The sequence below is a fragment of the Psychrobacter sp. DM4 genome (assembly GCF_051307035.1).
Lineage (GTDB): Bacteria > Pseudomonadota > Gammaproteobacteria > Pseudomonadales > Moraxellaceae > Psychrobacter.
The window spans coordinates 775,594-797,859 of sequence record NZ_CP195536.1 but is presented as its reverse complement, the minus strand read 5'-3'; the positions used below and the strand labels follow the sequence as shown (position 1 = coordinate 797,859).

20 protein-coding genes are annotated in these 22,266 nt (G+C 44.4%); 6 read left to right on the top strand and 14 right to left on the bottom strand.

Features of this window, described 5'->3' with window-relative positions; genetic code table 11:
- Window positions 1–64 precede the first annotated feature (64 nt).
- The 3 genes from ACR64G_RS03570 to ACR64G_RS03560 all read right to left on the bottom strand — a co-directional run bounded on the left by ACR64G_RS03570 (window position 65) and on the right by ACR64G_RS03560 (window position 3,855).
- Entirely contained in the window at window positions 65–2,269 is a 2,205-nt protein-coding gene (locus ACR64G_RS03570) for a polysaccharide biosynthesis tyrosine autokinase (protein WP_435980155.1), read from the bottom strand.
- 62 nt (window positions 2,270–2,331) lie between these two features.
- Window positions 2,332–2,763 carry a low molecular weight protein-tyrosine-phosphatase gene (locus tag ACR64G_RS03565; protein ID WP_435980154.1) on the bottom strand — a complete coding sequence of 144 codons (432 nt, stop codon included), beginning with the start codon at window positions 2,761–2,763 and terminating at the stop codon, window positions 2,332–2,334.
- Between the two features lie 15 nt (window positions 2,764–2,778).
- Window positions 2,779–3,855 (bottom strand): polysaccharide biosynthesis/export family protein, encoded by a 1,077-nt coding sequence (locus tag ACR64G_RS03560; protein WP_435980153.1) that lies wholly within the window; start codon window positions 3,853–3,855, stop codon window positions 2,779–2,781.
- Between the two features lie 478 nt (window positions 3,856–4,333).
- Between ACR64G_RS03560 and rluB the strand changes: the two genes are divergently transcribed.
- On the top strand, window positions 4,334–5,269 hold the full coding sequence (gene rluB, locus ACR64G_RS03555) for a 23S rRNA pseudouridine(2605) synthase RluB (RefSeq protein ID WP_435980152.1): 936 nt from the start codon (window positions 4,334–4,336) through the stop codon (window positions 5,267–5,269).
- A gap of 96 nt (window positions 5,270–5,365) precedes the next feature.
- Here the strand turns inward: rluB and ACR64G_RS03550 are convergent, their stop codons facing one another.
- From ACR64G_RS03550 to ACR64G_RS03540, 3 genes are all read right to left on the bottom strand, one after another.
- Window positions 5,366–5,923 carry a hypothetical protein gene (locus ACR64G_RS03550; RefSeq protein WP_435980151.1) on the bottom strand — a complete coding sequence of 186 codons (558 nt, stop codon included), beginning with the start codon at window positions 5,921–5,923 and terminating at the stop codon, window positions 5,366–5,368.
- A 68-nt stretch (window positions 5,924–5,991) separates the two neighbouring features.
- A complete protein-coding gene (locus ACR64G_RS03545) occupies window positions 5,992–6,585 on the bottom strand; it encodes a hypothetical protein (RefSeq protein ID WP_435980150.1) in 594 nt (197 codons plus the stop codon).
- 38 nt (window positions 6,586–6,623) lie between these two features.
- Window positions 6,624–7,415, bottom strand: coding sequence for a hypothetical protein (locus tag ACR64G_RS03540; RefSeq protein WP_435980631.1), 792 nt, complete (start codon window positions 7,413–7,415; stop codon window positions 6,624–6,626).
- Between the two features lie 212 nt (window positions 7,416–7,627).
- Between ACR64G_RS03540 and ACR64G_RS03535 the strand changes: the two genes are divergently transcribed.
- Entirely contained in the window at window positions 7,628–8,230 is a 603-nt protein-coding gene (locus tag ACR64G_RS03535; RefSeq protein ID WP_435980149.1) for a LysE/ArgO family amino acid transporter, read from the top strand.
- Between the two features lie 233 nt (window positions 8,231–8,463).
- On the opposite strand, the gene ACR64G_RS03530 is transcribed toward ACR64G_RS03535, so the two are convergent.
- From ACR64G_RS03530 to ACR64G_RS03520, 3 genes are all read right to left on the bottom strand, one after another.
- On the bottom strand, window positions 8,464–9,105 hold the full coding sequence (locus ACR64G_RS03530; protein WP_435980148.1) for a MarC family protein: 642 nt from the start codon (window positions 9,103–9,105) through the stop codon (window positions 8,464–8,466).
- A 135-nt stretch (window positions 9,106–9,240) separates the two neighbouring features.
- Window positions 9,241–10,101: a carboxylating nicotinate-nucleotide diphosphorylase gene (gene nadC, locus ACR64G_RS03525; protein WP_435980147.1), complete on the bottom strand. Its 861-nt coding sequence runs from the start codon at window positions 10,099–10,101 to the stop codon at window positions 9,241–9,243.
- A 127-nt stretch (window positions 10,102–10,228) separates the two neighbouring features.
- Entirely contained in the window at window positions 10,229–11,239 is a 1,011-nt protein-coding gene (locus ACR64G_RS03520; RefSeq protein ID WP_435980146.1) for an NUDIX hydrolase, read from the bottom strand.
- A 289-nt stretch (window positions 11,240–11,528) separates the two neighbouring features.
- On the opposite strand from ACR64G_RS03520, the gene nadA reads away from it, so the two are divergent.
- From nadA to ACR64G_RS03505, 3 genes are all read left to right on the top strand, one after another.
- On the top strand, window positions 11,529–12,668 hold the full coding sequence (gene nadA / locus ACR64G_RS03515; protein ID WP_435980145.1) for a quinolinate synthase NadA: 1,140 nt from the start codon (window positions 11,529–11,531) through the stop codon (window positions 12,666–12,668).
- Window position 12,669: 1 nt separating this feature from the next.
- On the top strand, window positions 12,670–14,538 hold the full coding sequence (gene nadB / locus ACR64G_RS03510; RefSeq protein WP_435980630.1) for an L-aspartate oxidase: 1,869 nt from the start codon (window positions 12,670–12,672) through the stop codon (window positions 14,536–14,538).
- 84 nt (window positions 14,539–14,622) lie between these two features.
- Window positions 14,623–15,534 (top strand): lysine exporter LysO family protein, encoded by a 912-nt coding sequence (locus ACR64G_RS03505; RefSeq protein WP_435980144.1) that lies wholly within the window; start codon window positions 14,623–14,625, stop codon window positions 15,532–15,534.
- Window positions 15,535–15,562: 28 nt separating this feature from the next.
- Here the strand turns inward: ACR64G_RS03505 and ACR64G_RS03500 are convergent, their stop codons facing one another.
- From ACR64G_RS03500 to ACR64G_RS03480, 5 genes are all read right to left on the bottom strand, one after another.
- Window positions 15,563–16,744 (bottom strand): hypothetical protein, encoded by a 1,182-nt coding sequence (locus ACR64G_RS03500; protein ID WP_435980143.1) that lies wholly within the window; start codon window positions 16,742–16,744, stop codon window positions 15,563–15,565.
- A 111-nt stretch (window positions 16,745–16,855) separates the two neighbouring features.
- Window positions 16,856–17,470 carry an OmpA family protein gene (locus ACR64G_RS03495; RefSeq protein WP_435980142.1) on the bottom strand — a complete coding sequence of 205 codons (615 nt, stop codon included), beginning with the start codon at window positions 17,468–17,470 and terminating at the stop codon, window positions 16,856–16,858.
- A 12-nt stretch (window positions 17,471–17,482) separates the two neighbouring features.
- On the bottom strand, window positions 17,483–18,100 hold the full coding sequence (locus ACR64G_RS03490; RefSeq protein WP_435980141.1) for an OmpA family protein: 618 nt from the start codon (window positions 18,098–18,100) through the stop codon (window positions 17,483–17,485).
- Window positions 18,101–18,162: 62 nt separating this feature from the next.
- The gene (locus ACR64G_RS03485; RefSeq protein ID WP_435980140.1) at window positions 18,163–19,422 is read right to left on the bottom strand and encodes an FAD-dependent monooxygenase; all 1,260 of its coding nucleotides are present in this window, start codon (window positions 19,420–19,422) and stop codon (window positions 18,163–18,165) included.
- 66 nt (window positions 19,423–19,488) lie between these two features.
- Complete coding sequence (locus tag ACR64G_RS03480; protein WP_435980139.1) at window positions 19,489–20,796, bottom strand: FAD-dependent monooxygenase; 1,308 nt, start codon at window positions 20,794–20,796, stop codon at window positions 19,489–19,491.
- A gap of 367 nt (window positions 20,797–21,163) precedes the next feature.
- On the opposite strand from ACR64G_RS03480, the gene ACR64G_RS03475 reads away from it, so the two are divergent.
- Window positions 21,164–22,261 (top strand): PhoH family protein, encoded by a 1,098-nt coding sequence (locus ACR64G_RS03475; protein WP_435980138.1) that lies wholly within the window; start codon window positions 21,164–21,166, stop codon window positions 22,259–22,261.
- Window positions 22,262–22,266: the final 5 nt, after the last annotated feature.

The following is a 22,266-nucleotide window of genomic DNA, read 5'->3' as shown; positions in this document are numbered from 1 at the left end:
TATAAATATAAAAATATCTATTTATATATCAAGTTTCTGACTAGATTGCGATGGTATACGCTTTTTACTTAGTATTACCATATGCATAATTATAATGGTAACTGTATTTGCCAATTAAACCTTGTTTTACATCGTTAAGGATTAGGCCATCAACATTTACATTAGCTTTATTAAGTTGCTTAACTGCATATACTAGCTGTCCTTCTATAGACTTATCGAATCTAGTCACCATCAGTACTTTGTCAGCATATTGCGCTAGTATCATTGCATCGGAGGCGGCGAGTACAGGCGGCGAGTCTATAACAATGTAATCATAATGTGCACTGACTTCTGTCATTAAACCACTAAACTTGTCACTAGATAGTAGAGATGCTGGATTATGAGGTTTTTTTCCTCTAGGTATAAAGTCTACACCGTCTAAGCTAGTCGGATGAACAACATCAACTAGATTCTGACCCTCTTGCTGAAAGTAATCTGCCAGTCCATTATCCTGCGTCATATTAAATACTTTGTGTAGCTCACCCAAACGCATGTCAGCATCAATAACTAGTATCTTTTTATTTAGCTGAGAGAACACCTCAGCTAAGTTCGATGATATAAATGACTTACCGACTCCTGGACTCTCACCAGTAATGAGTATAACCTTCGCACGATGTCCAGATTTGCTCTCGGATGGCATACCGAACATCAGGCTAGTTCGTAGACTTTTGATAGCTTCATAACTAAGACTATTAACATCATTATGAGCAAGCAATCTACTGGCCGATTTTTTACTTTTGTTTAATCTGGCCAATAATGGTGACCGTGGAATAGTAGCTATCACAGGTACACCTGTTTTTGACTCCAAACGATCAGGATCTTTGACCACACTTCTAAGCATGTTTTTAAGCAAAACTGCCATAATACCGAGTAATAATCCCGTTAGTGTAGCAATTAAGACAATCAGCGATTTTTTCGGCGCTATAGCACGGTAAGTATTAATTGGCAAATCAATAATGCGCGCAAATCCTACTTGACCTGCCTTTACGATCTGGAGTTGTTGATAGTTTTTGAGTAACGCTAAATAAATTTCTCTGTTGATACTAACGTCTTCAGATAGTTGTAAGAACTCTCTTTGTATTTCAGGAAGTCCTTCTATTCTAGTATCAACTTCTTGGATTCTGCTTTGTAACTCTGCAATTTGATCGTCAACTTGTATAACTAATGGATGTTCATCAGTATAGTATGTTGTCAAATCTGCTTTTTTTAGTCTGAGCTCACTTAACTGGCTATCAATTCGAGCATTCTCAGCTACTAAGATTGATGCTTCTTGTTCAATATCGATAGTACCATTCTCAGTACGGAACTTATTGAAAGCAGCTTCAGAGTCCTCAAGCTCTTTCCTCAAATCTGGGATTTGAGTTTCCATAAAATCTAAAGTTTTGGTCGTCTCTTCTGAGCCACGAGAGTTGTTCTGATCCATATAAGACAATACAATTTGTCGTAAAACTCGACTAATCTGATCTTGGTTCGACCCAACCATTTTTAGTTCAATGATACCAGTCTGATTACCGACTTCCGCTACAGTTAAAGCACTATTGATCGCATTTGTAGTGTTTTGAAGCGACTGCTTAGTGATACTGATAGGACGATCATCACTAGGTAACTCATTGACTGTAATCTCAATTAAACCTTGAGTACCATTGAAGCGATTAGACTTATTTAATTGACCTTTGAAAGTGTCAAAACCACTAGTCAAAGTAAAGCCGTTATCAGAGCTCACCAAAGTAAATAGCGTATCAAGGTAGTCCTCTGATACATCAAACTGGCTTACTTGAGCTTGACCATCACTGGTTTCTAATAGCACATAGGTAGGGAGGTTTTCTTGAGAATAAGTACGATTGCTTTGAATTTTATCGATCGCAGTTACAGTTGGATCATTTAAACGTATCGAAAGATTAAGTAAGTCAACTACAGGTTTCAGTACCATACGTGACTTTATCAGCTCAGCTTCTGTCTGTGCAGGACTAGATTCTGAAGGGACTAAATCGGAGATACCAGACCCCAATGCTGAGATCCCTCCTGAGCTACTTTCGATCTGAATAAGAGCATCTGATTGGAATGTAGTCGTTTCATAGCGGCTATATAGCACACCTATGAGTAGCCCTAATAACGCAAAAAATAGTATTGTCTTCCAACCACGCAATATAGAAAACAAAAGAACCAGTATATTTACATCGCTGGTATCATCTGTAGCAGGTCTCGATAGGTTCTTTGAATCTGAAGTCATAACTATATATTCGTCATTTTAAGTTAGTTTTTTAACAGTAATAAGTTGGTTATTATGGTTCTTCAACTAATCTTGTTAATCCAAGGTTCTATGCTATCGACAATATCCTGTCTCGCTGTCTCAAATAAAGAGATATCATGTCGATAAGGGTCAGCGATGTCTTGATCATTCCAATGACCTATCTTAAAGGTCTTGCCTCGACAATGTGGCCAACGCTCTTCTATCCATTTCGTCTGACCGTCAGACATTGTAAATATTAAATCTGCTCTCATTACCAAGTTTTCATCAATTTGCTTGGCAACGTGATTCGACATATCTATATTGTAGGGTGCCATAACTTCTTGCGAGTTGGGATCAACTGGATTCCCAACTAGTGCACCAAGACCTGCAGACTCTATATGTTTGTCAGGGTACTTTTCTTGCAGTAGCGCTTCTGCTATCGGACTACGGCATATGTTGCCTACACAAACCACCAAGATGTTATTAAAGCTCATAATTTATCACTTTACCTAAAAGGTTGATATGCTTCTGATCGCAGACGAAGACGGCAACAACGCACTGAGCACTCGGTTCCAACGAGTTAGCCCTGTAGGATCGACATACACAATATCATTGGGTAGCATCTCAAAACGATTCGCTAATGGAAAACTTGTAATAGTCTGCATATCTACGTAATAAATTTTTGTGCGTTGATAGCCAGTATCATCGCGAACCACATAGACTTTAGCAGCATTGGCAGTATTAGAGTTGAGACCTGCAGACTCCCCTATAACCTGAGCCAAATTGAGTCCTTGCTCTAATATAGGTACTGGCGCGACTCTACCAAATTCGCCTAAAACATATACTTTATTAGTATCAAGATCATCGATAAAGATTGAATCACCATCTTGCACATAAATTTGATTGGCTGATGATCCTATTTCGCGAAGTGATTGTAGATTTATTTTGTAGCTTGTGCCATTGCGATTCAGGGTGATGTTATTAGAATCACCTGTAGGAGTCACTCCGCCTGCCATGGAGATTGCACTGTACAACGATACGGGTGCATCAGTGATGTTAAATTCGCCTGATTTATTGACTTGACCATCAATAATGAAGCTGTTGCCGGTATATTCAATCACTTTGACTTGAGGGTCCGAATATTTTAGATATCGTTGCAATTGGCCTCGTAGTTTAGAGGTGAATTGAGGAACACTCATGCCACTTGCTTGGATACGACCTATAAGAGGAATCTGAACCAAACCTTGTTGGTCAACGACTAAACTTGCTGTCGAAGCATTAATGTTCGGGTAATCTACAAGTATGATACTAAGAACATCACCCTTAGCTATACGATAGTCTACGCGGTTAGAGGTTCTTACTAAACGCTGCAAATCCTGACTCGGCTGAACTACCCGTTTGGGCGGTAATGTAGTTAAAGTGAGAGGCTGTACCATAAACTCAATGCCATTCTCAGCAGTGAAAACGCCTACTGGTGGCAAATCACCTACTTGTAATCCAGAATTAATAGTCGTCGTTGCACAACCAGATAGCAAACTAATCGATAGTAAGCTTGTTGTAGCCAGTAGCTTAGATGATTGATGCATATATAAGACCCTTAATAAACTAGAAATGATCACAAGTTTTAATACCAAACTGACAACTCAATCAGGAGACTATTATTTTGTAAGCAAAAAAAACAATGTCATAATAACATATGTGATTATAGATTGAACTAATAGGTTGTTTTTTTGGTTAAAATTACTATTCCGTAACGTCATACTTAAAAATCACGGACACATAAATAAGTAAGCAACATGATTGATAGACAGATGTATTTTTGTGTATCAGTACTTTTATGTATTATCATCCTTATATAACAATATCTTTATATAAATATCTAGTCCTCATATCTAAGTAACTCAAACTAGGCAATCACAAGTCATCACTCTTGCATGAGAAGCCATTTGGTTAGAATCAGTTGAAAGTGCTGTATAACACTTATATTTAGCGTAGAATAGTCAATGATTGTATTATCAATACTACATTGAGAAATGTAGCCCTAACCGACTCAAGGAAAGTATTATGAAAGATGAGAAATTACAAAAAGCGCTCGCCCGTATGGGTCTTGGCTCACGCCGTCAGATGGAAGAAGTCATCAAAGCCGGACGCGTTTCCGTCAATAATGGGCCTGCAACTATTGGCGATCGCGTCAGCCCCGGTGATGAGCTCCGCGTTGATGGTCGTCAGATCAAATACACCGCTGAGAATGAAAAGCGTCGCCGCGTTATCGCTTATTACAAGCCTGAGGGCGAGATTTGTTCAGCGAACGATCCAGAGGGTCGTCCAACCGTATTTGAGCGCTTGCCGAAACTGACTCATGATCGTTGGGTCATGGTCGGTCGGTTGGATATTAACTCCTCAGGTCTGCTGTTGTTCACTAATGACGGCGAGATGGCACATCGCTTGATGCATCCCTCTAGTGAGATCACTCGTGAGTACGCGGTGCGCATACTGGGTGAAGTGACGCCAGATATCGCTCGCAACTTGACTTCAGGCGTGATGCTAGAGGATGGCATGGCGCAGTTTGAGGATATCAAAGCGGGCGGCGGTGAAGGCGTCAATAAGTGGTATCATGTACAGCTCAAAGAAGGTCGTAACCGCGAAGTTCGTCGTCTGTTTGAGTCGCAAGGTCTCAAGGTTAGCCGTCTATTACGTACGCGCTACGGTAGTATAGATCTACCAAAAGAGCTGCGTACAGGTCGTCATATCGAATTGGACAAAAAAGATATCAACACGTTAACTGATCTAGTTAGCTTGCGTCCGCGTTATGGCACAGGGTTACATGGTGCGGCCAAAGACAAGCAAGAACGCATTAAGAACAAGCCACTAAAAGCGCGTCGTACGGATAGTCGTAGCAGTGGTGATAATCGTAGCCGCAATAGCGAAAAGCCAAAAAGCAGCGGTAGTCCTGCCAGCCGCGGAACGCGCAATACTCGTGATCGTAACGACAAGCGTTAGTATTTAAGTTAAGCCTTATATTTACAAACAAAAAGCTGCCAGTGATAATTATCGCTGGCAGCTTTTTATTGGACTTAAACGTTTAACTACTAATCTCTAAACGTTTTGACTGTCCACATAATTTTTCATCACTTTTAAATCCTGTAAATGCTGTCGCTCTACGCTCTTTAGTAAACTGTCTAAGCGCGTCTCTATGTTATCTAGCACCTGTTGTAATAACTCACTGGCCTCGTTATGTCTCTCATAACGGTTTGTATTAGTATATCCATCCATCGTCATTAGATGATAGTAACTCGCTAACATTTCAGGCAGTCTTGTCTGTAATAGCTTATTGACGATAAATTGTGACTCGCTGATCGCAGGCGTTATATTTTGCTTTTGCATGCTCTGCTGGTAGTTATCGAAGTTTGCCACTTTATTATCAATACGCTGGAGCTGACTCAATTGGCTATTAGGCAGGCAGCTTAAATGCTCTTTATTCAATTTAAGTTGTTGCCATCTCGCCTGATTAAGTAACCTCGGCGTCTGCGAGTCGTGATACGTGAGTACGCCTGGAGTAATGCCAACGGCTTTGTGCAACGCATGCCAGCCTTTTCGACCTAAATAAATAGTAGCCACTGTACCTGCGACACCGATACCTATTAGAATACTCATATAAGTTACCCTCTTACTCTTAACCCTCTAACCCTTACTCGCGTTAGTAGTATCCTGCGTAATTTTCCCTATTCCTTGTCTAAATGGGTCGTTTGTAATACTTGCACAGTATTGTCTTGAGTAGGATTATTGAAACGCTGTTGCAAGTAGCGATTGGTCACCAGTAGCTTTTGACCGTCTTGATGGTATGACGCATTAAGCAAATCATCAAATTGAATATTAATCGTCCCTAGTACCTCAAGTAATGCCTCTTTACCTGTAACGTTAGAGTTCTTAATCTTAGTTGTATCTGCGCGCGTACCCTCTAAGTCATGCAAACGACGATAATCAGCGACGGCTTCAGGAATGTGCTTATCCATCAAGTTTTGAATCATAATATAGGTTTCAGTTACCGTATCTTTATCATCAATTTTACCATCATTATTAGTATCACCATAAATCAAAGATAGTTTTTCACCCTTGGTATTAATCTGAGTTAGAGCGGTTTTGACATCATTTGGCAGACTTTTCTCAGGGATATAACCAAGTTGCGGCATCGCTTCGTATTCAAGCATTTTGGGCGCAGTGACTTTTTTGATACCGCGATAACCCAAATAGATACCCGCCACTGGTAGCACCCCGTATAGGATAAACATTACGAACATGGCAGTCACTTGAGTCATTGATTTTTCCTTTTTTGTTTAGATTATGGCAAAAAGAGTTAATTTTGCGTACGACTTTTGACATAACGGTGCGTTGAAGCTAAGCGGTTGAGAACGGTTTGATGCAACTCATCTAAAAGCTCATCAAGCTCGTAGTCGATCTCAAGGAATAAATCGGTAAGCATATCCCCTGCCGTCATACTGCCCTGAGCTATGTTATTTTTGGTACGGTGGGGACTAAAACGTTGTAGCTGCTCATAGTGATATAGAGCTTCTGGAATGCTCTCAGTCACCAGTTTATCAATAACGAATTGACGCTCATTGTGCTGCTGCTGTTGCTGCTCGTTCAGCTCTTGGCTCCACTCACGGTAGCGTTTGAGCTTGCCATTGATACGGTCAAGGATAGCGACCGCTTCAATCGGCATCGCATTTAGGGTGGCCTCATCGACCACTTCAACCAGTTCAGTCATAATCGGACAACGTCCATGTTTGAGATACCACAAGGTATCGGGGTCAAAGGGAGGGCGATTAGGCGAGCGCCACTGGGCACGATTAGCCATATATCTATCGGTGAGAGGGGTTGGCGTACCGACATTGCTCACTTGTGCTAGCGCATCACAAATACGCTCAACACGCTTTGGTTCACGTAGTGGTGAAACCAAAGTTTGGGAATCCAGAGTTTGGGAATCTAGGGTTTGCACGCCTGTATTTTGCGCACCGCTCTGTGCATTTTGATTTTGAGCCTGCCCTTGAATTTGAGTATTATTATCGGTATTCATAGCCGCCTGCTGTGCATTTTTGGCAGCCGTAGTCGGCAAATCATCTTGCTCTTGCCCAAATGACTGTAGCATTCTTGCCAAACTTAACACCATGACCGGCTTTACTCCTCGCCTATTATCTTAGTAGTACTTTTTAGTCAAACTTATCATCTGCGCTTGCGGCCATTTTACATGCTGCTTTATAGCTTGCAAGCACAGGCCTGATACCGTATCTTAACAGTTTTTTGCGGCGCTGCCAGTAAGCAAACGTCACCATTTCTCCCTTACTATTCGAGCAAAATACTATGAATGCCCCTGATTATATCTCTGGTTTTTTGCTTGGCTTATCGCTCATTATTGCTATCGGCTCACAAAACGCCTTTGTCCTCAAACAAGGCCTTCGACGTGAGCATATCTTTTATATCTGCCTGTTTTGTGCGGTGAGTGACGCCCTACTTATCTCAGCTGGCGTAGCAGGGTTTAGCACAGTGACTGCCCGTTTCCCGCAAGTGGTCAGTATCGCCAAGATTGCAGGCGTCGTGTTCTTGTTAGGGTACGGACTTCAAAGTTTATACGCCAGCGTGCGTGTGTCTCATGCCTTGACTGTCGAGGGACAAGTGGTCACGAGCCTAAAAAAATCCTTGCTACTCTGCTTTGGGTTTACTTGGCTTAATCCGCACGTCTACTTAGATACCTTGGTGCTCGTAGGCATGGTTTCAACAGGCGCTAGTAGTAAATTGGTATTCGCACTCGGCGCCGTCAGCGCCTCTTTTGTGTTTTTCTTTGGGCTTGGCTATGGTGCAAGGCTACTCAAACCGCTATTTGCTAAGCCGAAAGCATGGAATATCTTGGATGCGCTAGTCGGACTGCTTATGTTCTATTTAGCATGGCACTTGTACCGTAGCTAACCCTGTAAATTTTATATGAAGCAATATGCAAAAATAAAAATAGAGACGCGAAAAAACCAAACATACTGGGTATGTTTGGTCTTTTTATATTAAAAGCTATTTTTACATCTGAGGCTTCGACATATTGTTTGGTGCTTAGACTTAGTACTTAAACTAAGCACTCTTAATATCGAAACAAACAATTAAGCATGAATGTACTAAGTTGAGTGCAAAAAGACAACTTGTAACAGACTCTACAGCAGATCAGGAAATAGCGTACGCAAACCACTGACGATAATCTCAATAGAGACCGCAGCGAGCAGCATTCCCATAATTCGGCTCATGATGTTGAGGCCAGTATCGCCCAGTAAGCGACTGATGCGTCCTGCTGCCATTAGCGCTAGATAACAGAACAGGCTAATCAGTAAGCCTGCGATCAATACCGCAGAGACTTTTAAGATGCCAGAAACTTGTGAAGAGTAAATAATTACGGTTGAGATGCCGCCAGGCCCTATCATCATTGGAATAGCTAAGGGTACGACGGCAGATGCAGTACTTGGCGGCGAGCTTTGGATGTGATCAACATCGAAGTTCTCTTGATCCGGTTTTACTGGATTACCCTCACCATTCATCATGTTAAGGGCAATTAAGAACACTAATATACCCCCTGCCAGCTGAAACGAGCCGATAGAGATGCCTAGAGCTTTTAGCAACAGCTCTCCTGCTACCGTAAAAAAGCTAATGGTGATAAAAATAGTCAAACAAGCAATACGGGCAACTTTACGTCGATTGATCATCGAGTAGCCGCGCGTCAAATCCAAAAACAAGGTCAATGCACTAAAGGGGTTGATCAAGACCACAAAGGCTAAGATAATTTTGATGATTTCAGTATCCACTGAGTGCTCACTTGTCTATCATAAAACTTCAGCAAAAAAATAAGGTCACCGTGCGTAAGCGACGGTGACCCAGTAGGCGTTTAATGGCGGCATTATATCATAAGTATATTATTCGATAAATACTAACCCTCAAAATCAGGCACTAAAATCAAGCCCAATATCAAGCGCGGTTGTACTGTGTGTGAGGTAACCCATCGCGATAAAATCAACGCCCGTTTTTGCCACTGCTTGTACGCTCTCAGGAGTAATACCGCCCGAAGCTTCAGTCTTGGCACGGCTTTGGCACATAGCGACCGCTTGCGTGAGTATCTCAGGCGACATATTATCGAGTAAGACCAGCTGCGCGCCAGCGTCCAAAGCCTGCTCTAGCTGCTCTAAAGTATCAACCTCGACCTCAATCGGTAGCAAGTGCCCAGCAAAATCCTGCGCCTGCTTGATAGCGGTTGCAATATCCCCTGCGATAGCGATGTGATTGTCTTTGATCAAGATAGCATCGTCGAGTCCTAAGCGGTGATTGCGTCCACCGCCACAGCGTACTGCGTACTTCTGCACGATACGTAACCCTGGAATAGTCTTACGGGTACATGTAATCTGCGCGGGATACTCTGCCACGCTATCAACAATGTGGCGAGTGGCGGTCGCAATGCCGCTCAGATGGGTCATAAAGTTTAAAGCAGTACGCTCTGCGGTCAACAAGTGTCTGGCATTACCGCTTACCGTGGCTAGTACTGTCCCTGCGACCACGCTTTCACCATCGCTAATCTTGGCTACAAATGCAATCTTGGCATCAACCATAGCAAAAGACAATCGCGCCAAATCCATGCCACATATCACCCCAGCCTGCCGTGCTTTGATCTGTAATTGTGCTTGCTTGTCCGCTGGAATGGTCGCCTGCGACGTCACGTCACCTCGACGTCCTAAGTCCTCTAACAAGGCGGCCTCAACTAAGGGCTTGAGTAATACGTCATCTATCGCAGGCTCTGCTACTATGCTCATCTATCTTGCCTTTTATTAATTTATATTTAAACTCAAAATGAGCATAAATATAGCGTATAGAGCACAAACTGGCAAGATAGATTATTTATTTATTTAGAGAAATGGCTAAACCAACGCTTGGTATCTATTATTTGCGTTTGGGTAACTTGCTATCCATAAGCAGACTTTGTAATTCAATATCATGACGGAAACGGTAAAGTTTTGCGGGACGACCACGACTAGCGCTACTACTCTCGCCCGTTGCCATCACTAGGTTCTGAGTGTCGAGCAGGCGGCGAAAGTTCTGCTTATGAAGTGGCATGCCAGAGAGCGCTTCGACGCTCTTTTGTAGCTCTGACAAAGTAAATACATCAGGTGTAAGACCAAAGATAAGGGGCTGATACTCTATCTTGGCACGTAGTCTAGAGATTGCTGTGGCGATAACACGACGATGATCGTAATACATCGGTACGCCCATAACCTTTGACCACTCGCTTGGCAATTTATGAGAGCGATAACTGGCAGGGTAAGCCGGCGCTTCAGGGATGAGTCCTGCCTCATAGAGTATCTCATAGCGCAGTAAGGCATGTTCAGCGATCCACTCACTATCTGCATATTCTTTACTTGTACTTTGTTTATGATCCAACACTTTTGTGCCTACGCCCCAGCACAGACCGATACGCTGACGACGACGTGATATGGCAGCGGTATCGCTCGCGGTGTCTGCCCAAGCTAGTAGCTCAGGTACGATGAGACGCTCGATAATATCAGGTGTGCCTAGCAGGTGATTCTCCCATGGAAAATACTCATACCAGTCTCGCCATAGTGCTTGGCTTTGTAAGTTGGTTTGTGTCTCTTGCACCAGTCCAAGGTAGCTGACATAGACCAGCGCATGACCATCTACGTTGCGCCGGTTGGTATCCACAAAGGTATAAAGCTGCTCGATGTACCCTAAAGGCTGCTGAGTCTGTTCCTCAACCCACTCGCGCACGCCGGCTTGCAAAGAGCGATGTAAGGGCATCAAAGGCCCATTAGGGAGCAGTTTACCTTGGTCAACTGTCAAGACACGCGCGGTGTGATCGGTAATAGCGATAAGTACCGCAACTACCTCCGTAGTACCACTGCCTTGCTGATGAGCGTGTGAATAAGACAACGTCATGGTGTAAGAGTTACCTGTGCTTAGTTAAGGATTAAACTTTTAGTTAATAAGGGGTAATAGCATCTAGTATAGCTGTCTTGTCTTAATATCATAGTAGATCGCGTAAATTAAAGATAATACTTAAGATAAATAGCCCTCAAATCTCTTTTAGTCACAAAAACAACTTGTATTTATGCTCAAAATGAGCATAATTAGAACCTATCCACTAAAAATGCTGTCACAAAACATACTTGCGCTTATTTTTCTCTCTACTGAACCCTTGTTACTGTCATAAAAGAGACCACGACTTATGAAAATCTATCCCTATGACGCTCCTGTATTAAGCACTGATAATCGTAGTACTATCCAAACTAAGATTGACTATGCAAAAGCAAAAGCACCAACAGACTTGCCACGTACTGAACGCTTGATCGTTGAAAATAATATCAAGCAGTTATTAGAAGAACACAATGCGGTACTAGTCGCTCACTATTACGTTGACCCTTTTATCCAAGACCTAGCGCTAGCGACAGGCGGCTGCGTCGGCGACTCACTTGAGATGGCGCGCTTTGGTCAAGCACATAGTGCACAGACATTAGTCGTGGCAGGGGTGCGCTTTATGGGCGAGTCTGCCAAGATTCTGAGCATGGAGAAGACCGTGCTCATGGCGGATTTAGAGGCGGAGTGCTCGCTCGATCTCGGCTGCCCAGCTGATGAGTTCTCAGCGTTTTGCGATGCGCATCCTGAGCGCACGGTTGTGGTCTACGCTAATACGAGTGCGGCAGTCAAGGCGCGCGCTGATTGGGTGGTGACCTCCTCTGTCGGTATCGATATTATCCGTCATCTCCATGACAAAGGCGAAAAGATCATCTGGGGTCCTGATCGCCATTTAGGTAAATACATCGCGCAAGAAACCGGCGCTGATATGCTGCTATGGCAGGGCTCGTGCTTAGTTCACAATGAGTTTAAAGCCACTGAGCTTGCGCAATTAAAACAGCAGCACCCTGACGCAAAAGTACTAGTACATCCTGAATCACCCGATAGCGTGGTCGCTCTCGCTGATGTGGTTGGCTCAACCAGCAAATTGCTCAAATCAACATACGAGATGGACGCCGATACTTTTATTGTCGCCACTGACTTAGGTATCTTGCATGAAATGCAAAAACGCTCACCAAATAAGCACTTTTTGGCCGCACCAACAGCAGGTGAAAGCGCGAGCTGTAAGAGCTGCGCGTTCTGTCCGTGGATGGCAATGAATGGCTTGCAAGGTATTGAGCGCTGTTTGACTGAACGTAGCGGTGAAGTATTGATGTCAGCTGAACTGGCAGTCGCCGCCAAAAAACCGTTGCAACGCATGCTGGATTTCGCTGAGGCGCAAAAGCAGCGTGTTGCCACAAGCGGTGATATTGTCAAAGACCGTACCCTATTCGCCAACGTTGGAGCTGCCTAAAATGAATGGACGAGCAAGCGCTGATAAAACACCTATCATACAAACTGATGTCCTTATTATCGGGGCTGGCCTAGCCGGCTTAAGTACTGCTTTGGCCTTACCTGAATCGCTACGTATTACGGTACTAAGCAAAGCCGCGCTTGAGGTCTGTTCAAGTCATTATGCGCAAGGCGGCATAGCTGCTAGCTTGGATAAAGACGACTCTATCACCGATCATATCGCGGATACTTTAGTCGCTGGTGCTGGATTATGTACTACCCATAATACTTCTGAGATTTTGGGCGCAGGACAATCGGCAGTGCAATGGCTATGCGAACAAGGCGTGCCTTTTACTCAAATTCCTCAGCCCCATTTTGAACAAAATATTGATATTCAATCAAAGCATACACTACAAACGACAGACCTACATTTAACCCAAGAAGGTGGACATGGTCGCCGCCGTGTGGCTCACGCTGATGATGCGACAGGTCGGCATATTATGGAGACCTTGACGCTTAAAGCGCAGAGTGCGACGAATATTACCATCCTGCCCTTTCATGAAGCGCTAAGCCTTTTAACTTATGACGATGAACTTAAATCCTGCTACGGGGCGCACGTGTTCGATCATAATACGGGACGCCGTCTTAGTTTTCACAGTCGCGCCGTCGTACTGGCTAGTGGCGGTTTGGGGCAACTGTTCAAACGTGCCAGTGCGCCTAACGTCTGCGTCGGTGATGGGGTCATGATGGCATGGCAAGCAGGATGCCGCTTAGCCAATTTGGAGTTTATCCAGTTTCATCCGACGGGTCTTGCGTTGAGCGATAGTAGCTTTTTGATCTCAGAGGCGCTACGCGGTGAAGGGGGACATCTGTATTGTCCGCAAACGGGCAAGCGCTTTATGCTAGAGGTTGATACGCGCGCAGAGCTGGCGCCGCGCGATATCGTAGCGCGCGCGATAGCTGAGCAGATTAGCAATAATGGTTTGGGCTATGTGCATCTTGATATTAGTCATCTGCCAAGTGACTTTATTAAAGATCATTTTCCGCAGATTTATCAGACGCTGCTTGATCTCGGTATCGACATAACTACTGACCCTATTCCAGTCGCGCCTACAGCGCATTATAGCTGCGGCGGTGTGGTCGCTGACGCACGCGGTATGACTGATGTAGCAGGACTCTATGCGGCTGGTGAAGTCGCCTACACAGGCTTGCACGGTGCCAATCGCTTGGCCAGTAACTCCTTATTAGAATGCGTAGTCGTCGGCCGTAATATCGCTACTGACTTGCCGCGTTACCTAAACGAGATATCAGTATGTGACAATGTCAGCTCTTCTAATAATTCTGGGCGTATGTTTTGGACGCCGCCTGTCTTAGCGGACACGCAAACTATTAGCTTACTCAAAGATACGAGCACTTGCACTAGTAATACCGTCACTTATAACGATACTGATCTTTATATTGATAACATTGATATTGATAGTATGGGTCGCATCACTACCCAGCTAAAAACACTTATGAGTACGCACATGGGCATCACTCGTAGCGCTGTGAAGTTACAGCAAGCACTGGTACAAATAGCAAAATGGCAGCAACGTCTGCAAGCAGGTCTGACGGAAATTAATACCACACAGAGCACGATGACGGCACAAGGGCTGGCGCATTTTCAATTAAGCAGACAATTACAACTAGCGACTTTAATTATTGAGTCGGCCTATCAGCGATACGAGAGTCGCGGTGGTCATTATCGTACTGACTACCCACATATGGCAGATAAGGCGAGAACCAGTACAATTGCACCGCTTATAGATACCGCACTGCTTAAAAACGCTTGTTCAATGAAAAATATCTTTCATGATGTAGATGAACAAGCGCCGGCACTTGTCGCCAGCTAAAATTCATAGTAGAACCTATGTCCTACTATGATACACTCTCCAGCCTCCTAAAAACGCCTTGTAAACCATTGCGAGCGTATCACTATGCAAAGCCTTATTACCCTCATTCTCGTCCTTACCCCGATGTTTATTGGCTTTGCAATTCCATCGAATCCAAAGATGACGATCCTCGCTGATAAAGGTCTATCGTACTTGGTCTTCATTATTTTGACCGTGATCGGCATTGAGCTGTCACAAGTTGAGGGTCTGGGCGGTCAAGTGGGAGAAATTGCGCTCTATGTGACCGTGCTATCGATATTGACAATTGGTACAGGGCTCATCGGGCTCATGGTTTTTGATCGTCTAAAACCTTGGCAAGCCAAACAACTCGCCACAAAATCGAGAGAACATCGCGTCAGTATTCGTGGCAGCTTAGCGCAAGTCATATGCGTGGTCATCGGTATGGTGATAGGTTATTTTTTGCCCGACAATTTTATGCCGCCTGAAAACACCATGACTATTCTACTGATGATACTTATCTTACTCGTTGGCATTGGTCTTAAAGGCTCAGGTATTACTTTGAAAGAGGTGTTGCTCAATAAACGCGGAGTGGAGATGAGTGTGATCTTTACTTTGGCAGTATTGGTGGGCGGGGTGATATTTGCCATGCTGTTCAGTGAAGTATCATGGACGAAAGGCTTAGCCTTAGCGTCGGGCTTTGGTTGGTATTCGTTATCGGCTATCGTCATGACCGATGCTTATGGGGCGATTTGGGGTAGCGTCGCGCTCTTTAATGATCTCATCCGTGAGTTCTTTGCACTAATATTTATCCCCGTCTTTATGCGCAAATATCCCTCAGCCGCGGTCGGACTTGGCGGCGCGACCAGTTTAGACTTTACGCTGCCGATTATTCAACAATCAGGTGGACTAAAGGTCGTACCCCTAGCGATTAGCTTTGGCTTTATTATTAATATTGTATCCCCGGTGCTGATGGTGTTGTTTTCGGCGTTGGGCTGAGTATAGGTGCTTAAGCACTATTCACTGTTTAGGCTAACGGCAGCTCTTTATCCACCTGACAAGTACTATCATGCCACTGGATAAACTCATTAATAGCAGCTTGTTCTGGTTTAACCTCTTTACTAGAAAAACTCTCGACATAACGACACGCTTTGTAGCCTTGAGCAAAGGTGTCGTAATCCGCAATCCACTTCTTCCTAGCGTCAAGCTCTGCGTAGCGTGACTCATTCTTTATGGCATCGACGTCTTCAGCAGGCCGCGACCAAAAATCTGTGGTAGGAATATTTTTGTCTAATACTCGCTTCTCGTTGACCTCACTTATACGCCAAGGCTTGGCCGTGAGGCGCGCGCGAAAGCATTGCTGCACTTGACACAGACGTACATAATTCGCATCAGCGTAAAAGGTAGTAAACCACTCAGCGACGACTTTATCGCTTGGCGCGATGGTATCGTGAGTGGCTACGATACGAAAGCCTGCGGGCGTCTCATACAAACGAAAAGATTCTGTAGGATGGCTATCGATACGCTTTTGAATTAAATTAGTCACAAAAGGTTGTAGAGAGGCTTTGTCATCCGTGTATTTTTGTATGCGTGCTTTGTCTTTTTGGTTGGCTTGTTGCCATAGATAAGCCGTGACGCCTATCATAAATGCTAATAGCCATAACCACGACAGCCCCAGATAAGCGATGATACTGGCGACAAAAATAAAGACAAACACAAAAAACCAAACCTTTATTTTAGTTGAGGACGAGCTTTTAGTGGTGACTGAAGCAGGTATAAAACCGTCAGCGTTGTACTGCTCAGGATAGAGATGGCTTAATAGATCATCATTATCAACATCAATGATAGCGATATTGTCGACGTTAGCGACTTGCGCGCCGTAGCTGTTGCGCGTGACGATCAGCTGCGTTAACGCCTCTTTTAATGATACAGATGAAGGGAAAACTTGCTTAGAGACGATCTGCTCGCGGATGGGAATGCCGTTATTCTCATTGTATTCTTCCTTGCGCTCACGGCGTAGTATATCCTCGCCTACCAGCCAGCGTTTATGCGCCTCAGCTACTCGTAATCTGGCATGCTCTAGAGCATCGCTTTGACTGATATCCGACCAGCCATAGCGTTTAATTGTCGCTTGTTTAGAAGGTTGATTAGCTTTCGCAGGCGAGTTAAAGCGATGTTTATGTTGCGCCCAGTATGTAGGGATGAGCATGGGGTTTGCCTTTGGATTATTGTTTTAAACCGAAATCTATTTGTCAAATACTCGATGTTCGAAATTCAAAACCTGTGCTTGATTTTAAGCATTTTAAAAAGTCAAAAATAATTAATCCAGAGGCTCCTCAGCCAGCCCATAAACTCGGCGATTCATAGATTTGCCATCTTCAGTATCAGAAGATGCAATAGGCTGTTTGGCGCCATAACTGGCAGTGCTCAAACGATTAGGATCAATTTGATGCTGCATTATCAGATAGTTTTTGACGATAAGCGTTCTATTTCTTGCTAGAGCATTTGGTTGCAAGGCTGTATCATTAGCTGATGTTTCATCTGTTGAAGCATGTCCTTCAATAGCCATAGTTGCCGTATCATACTCTTGTAGCTTTTGAGCTACTCTATCAAGCTCAAGCTGATACTCCGATGATAACTCACTACTGCCCTTGGCGAAAAAAGCTCGATATTCCATTTTTAGAACACCTATTAACATAAGGTTAAGAGGACAGCCCCTTTCATCTACTGTTATGTTCATTGGAGTGCCTGGGCACATATCTATATCATCAGAATATCCATCGCTATCACTATCTAAACTAACTTCAACGACGGGTATATCAATAATTTGGTCTGTTCGATTGTTTGAAACAGGGTTTGGTACTGGAGTCTGGCAAGCTGACAAAACTAAAAAGCTCAGCGAAATTGAAATTATCTTTGTTAATTGAATTTTCATACTATCTCACCTTCAAAACTCTGTGCAATTTAGGAGCGTTTGATTATACCTCTCATACACCGACATCCAACCGTATACTCGCTGATTCATATTGGCACCCTCCTCAGTATCATTAGAGGCAATAGGGCTATCGGCACCACAATCAAAGGTTCGAATTCTATTTGTTGGCAGGTCAAGAGTAACCAAATAATCTTTGATACTTTGCGCGCGCGCACTTGCTAAAGAGATAGAAGATAACTGCTGAAACGAACCTTTAGTATTTGGAGTCTTATCCTCAGCGGTGTGCTGTTCGAGTTTAGAGGTATGCCCTTGGACAAAAAACTCTAGATTGGAGCAGCGATCTGCGAACGCTATAATTTTATCTAATTCCGAGGTGTATTTATCTTTTAATTCAGCACTATCTTTATCAAAGAATACTCGTAGCTCCATAGATAAAGTATCTTCTAAAGTTACAAGCATAGGTTTGCCATTTTTATCGACAGGTGGCGGCTCAGCTATACAAATGGAGGGCTCTATAGCTTCTTTTTCAGGACTACTCTCAACTGAAGTCACTGATTGGCATCCTGATGTTGCCACCATGCCTATCATCATTAACGTGGCAGAGACTTTTATTGTCTTAGACTTAGTCATAGCAAACCCTTTATCGATTATGATAAATCATACTTCTACTTAAACTATTCTACATAGAACCCCTAAACCCCACTCGCCTGTTTAGCAAACAAGCGCATTAAAGGTTTAATCTTTCCAACACGGTACATGCCTTCATTGCGGATTTGTTGGATGGGGCGTAGCTGCGCGGCTGATCCTGCGAACAGCCAGTTCAGTGCTGAGAAACTATGCATCATGAGACTATTATGCGGACGACGCAGACGCTCATAACGGCGCAGCGTTTGATTGCTACCCCAACTGGTATCGCCACTACGGGCAAAGTCATGAGTGAGCTGATCGTACAGAGCCTGTACATCGAGCATCCCTAGATTGAGTCCTTGCCCTGCTAGCGGATGTACACCATGCGCGGCGTCCCCTATCAAAACTAGATTGTCTGAGGCGTAGCTTTTGGCTTGCTGAGCCGCTAACGGCCAACTGGCAATCGACTCTATCTTTTCTATTGCCCCAAGCTCGTAGTTACTCGCCGAAGCGAGCTTATCAGCGATAGTGCGCTCGTCTTCTTCTAGTAGTGCGAGTGCTTGATTGCGCGGTAGTGTCCAGACGACCGATTGCCAATGCTCTGGACGTGCCTTGTCTTCCTCTGTGATGTCCGCTAACGGCAATAGTGCCAACGTACCAGTAGGCAGCATAGCTTGACGGGCAGTGGCATTATGCGGTTTGGCCGTTTGAATCGCGCAGCAAATCGCCGTTTGATTATAGTCGAGGATATCGAGCCCAATAGCAGCCTTTTGGCGCACGAACGAGCTGCGACCATCGGCACCAACGACCAGTTGAGCATTAATAACCGTATCATCATCTAAAGTGACGCGGTAGCCCAACTCTGTGCCAAGCCAATCCATTTGCGTCACCTTTTGCCCTTTGATGACGGTTAAATAATCGCTTATATCGTCCTCTAACAGACGCTGCCATAGTGCGTGTTCAATGACTAACGGCTCCACCATACTGCCGAGCATCACTTTATCATTCTGTGTATCGCTATCATCACCGAATAACAGCTCACCTCTACCGTTTAATTGCCAAACTTGCATTTGTGAGTAGTCGGCTTTACGCGTAGATTTGGCTATCTTCTGCCAGACGCTCACGTTTTTTAATAAATTAATACTTGCCATACTTAAGGCATAGACACGGGCATCACGGCGCTCTAGCACGGTTTGCCATTCAGACTCGCTACGGGTAGGACTGGCATCGACCAAGGTAACGGGCATTTTAGCTTGTGCCAGCTTTAGCGCGAGCGTCGCGCCAACAACGCCGCCGCCGATGATCAAGGTATGATTGTGCTTCATAATTAGTATCCAGAATATAAGCTGTAAGATATATGATAAAGGGTTATTAAGCTTTAAAGGTAGTCATTAAGACTTTAATCCCATCGCATAAGTCGCTACTAAGGGTTTGATATTTGGTAATTTATCAAAGGCAAGTAAGGCGACATTACGCACAAGCTTAATCGCTGGATTGGAATGGGTAAAGCCATGCACAACGGCATCACAAAAAAGTATCACGCGTTTTTGATCGGTTTGGCGTGCTTTTTCATAGCGTTTTAGCAAAGCGGCATCACCTATATCAGCACTCTTTAACACCTGCGCGCTCATCATTTGCGCCAGCGCGTGCGCATCTCGCATACAGAGGTTAAAGCCTTGACCTGCAACAGGATGTAAGGTGTGGGCGGCATTACCCATGATAACGCAGCGCCCAGCGACTTGTTGATCAGCGAGCACACGTGTTAGCGGATACGCGCCGCGACGACCTGCTTTAATGAAAGTGCCTGCGCGCGTACCAAAGGCCTGTTGCATCGTCGCTAAGAAGAGCGCATCGTCTTCTAAATATTGCGTCTCATCTCCAGTAGGGCACACCCATACCACCGAGCGTCTATAGCCTGTTTGGAACTCATCATTGCCATCACCCTCAGGATCAGTCAGTGGCAACACAGCGAGCGGCCCTGCTGGGCTAAAGCGCTCAATAGCGACATGTTCGTGCGGCTTATCAGTCTCGATAACACCAACGATAGCGGTCTGACCATAATCATAAGTTTTTGTACCGATATCTAGCAGTTGACGCACGGTTGAATCACGACCATCGCAAGCGACCAGTACGCAGCCTTGCAACTGTTGTACGTTCGCATCGCCCTGATCATAGAAGGCTAAGCTGACGCTATCTTGGGTCTGCTCGACGCTAGTGACATCGGCATTATCGATGAGCGTAATGAGTGGCGACGCTTTGGCTGCTAGCAGTAGTTTGCGGCCAAGCCAAGCGTTTTCCATCACTTGTCCGAACGACTCAACGCCCTCCTCTTCTTTGCTCAGCTGCGCGCGCCCAAAACTGCCCTGCTCGCTGATCTGTACGGCATCGATACGACAGGCATGGCTTTGTAACTTATCCCACAGACCAATCTCTTGGTAAATCTGTACCGTACGCCGTGATAAAGCGGTATTACGGCTGTCCAAGTAGTGACTGCGCTGTTCGTCGTCGTCGGGACTGATATCAGGATAGCTGTTTTTTTCGAGTAGCGTGCTGGCTATGCCATGATGCGCAAGCAGTAAGGCAAAAGACAAGCCGACATGCCCGCCACCTGCGATCAGTACTTGCTGAGACGTTAAGCTGTCTTTATTATTAGAATAATCACTTGAAATTTGCTCTATTGTCTCTTCTTCATTATGCATAGTTGTCTGTCCTATTTTGACTGAATAAGTCTACTTTAAATATTAGGGCGTGTTATTTTTATAAGTATAAGTGAGGTTTAAAGGATAGATTACCACAAGTTGTACCCCTTGCATTCTGCTTCCTTGCTGACTTTGACGATACCTATACCGTAGATAGATTAGCAAATAGCAGTTATTGAACCAAAGAGCTATTATCGACGGTAACAGTTGCAATCGCCATACAAAAACAGACCCTTATCGCGTGCGGCTTGGCTTGAAATTTATATTCTATGAACCATAATGAGAGTAGAGATTTTACTTATTGCACCAATCATTCTGTCAGCTATTTAGCCCTAAAGATAAGGGTCAACCATACAAGGATAATCATTTGACTGATTCCATGAGCCGCCGTATCAAGTTTGAATCGCTTACCCCAGCACAGCTCAAAACTGTGCTTGGTGAATACAACAATCACATGAAGTATATCCAAGAGCGCCTCGATATCAAGATCAGTCAGCGCCAAGGTGATTTTTGTTTAAGTGGTGATATCACTAATGTTGAGCGCGGTGAACGCATCATTTATAAGATGGTGGACGAAGCACAGAACACCAAAGATATTAGTGCAGCTGAACTTCACCTCATTATTCAAGCGAGTATCTCGCGTGAACAGGATATGGCAGATGACGAGCTGAATAGAGAGCATGATGAAGATGAATACGATGATGCGGACGAGTTCACACCCATTAGTCTGCGTACGCGCAAAGGCCGAATCATCCCACGCGGCGGCAATCAGCAAGCTTATGTCAAAAATATCTTAAACTCTGATGTGTCCTTTGGCATCGGTCCTGCGGGTACCGGTAAGACTTATCTGGCTGTCGCCTGTGCGGTCGATATGATTGAGCGTAACGAGATTGAGCGGATTTTGCTCGTGCGCCCTGCGGTAGAAGCTGGTGAGAAACTTGGGTTCTTGCCGGGTGATTTAACGCAAAAAATCGATCCGTATTTACGTCCGCTTTATGACGCCTTATATGAGATGCTCGGCTTTGAAAAGGTCGGTAAGATGCTTGAGCGTCAAGTTATTGAAGTTGCCCCACTCGCTTATATGCGTGGTCGTACCTTAAATAACTCATTTGTGATTTTGGATGAGGCGCAAAACACCACTCCTGAGCAAATGAAAATGTTCTTAACACGTTTAGGCTTTGGCTCGCGCGCGGTAATTACAGGTGATATCACTCAAGTCGATCTGCCGCGTGGTAGCAAATCGGGTCTTGCACAAGCGATGGATATCTTAAGCGGTATCGAAGAGATTCATATCACTAAGTTTGATTCAAAAGACGTAGTACGCCATCAACTGGTGCAAAAGATTGTCGAAGCATATGATGTGTTCGATGATGAACAGTTTGAGCTACAAGAAAAGCGTAAGTTTGAACGGATTAAAGAGCAAGAGCGCCGGCAGGCCATAACAGATGCAGCAGCTAAGCTCTAGTTAGC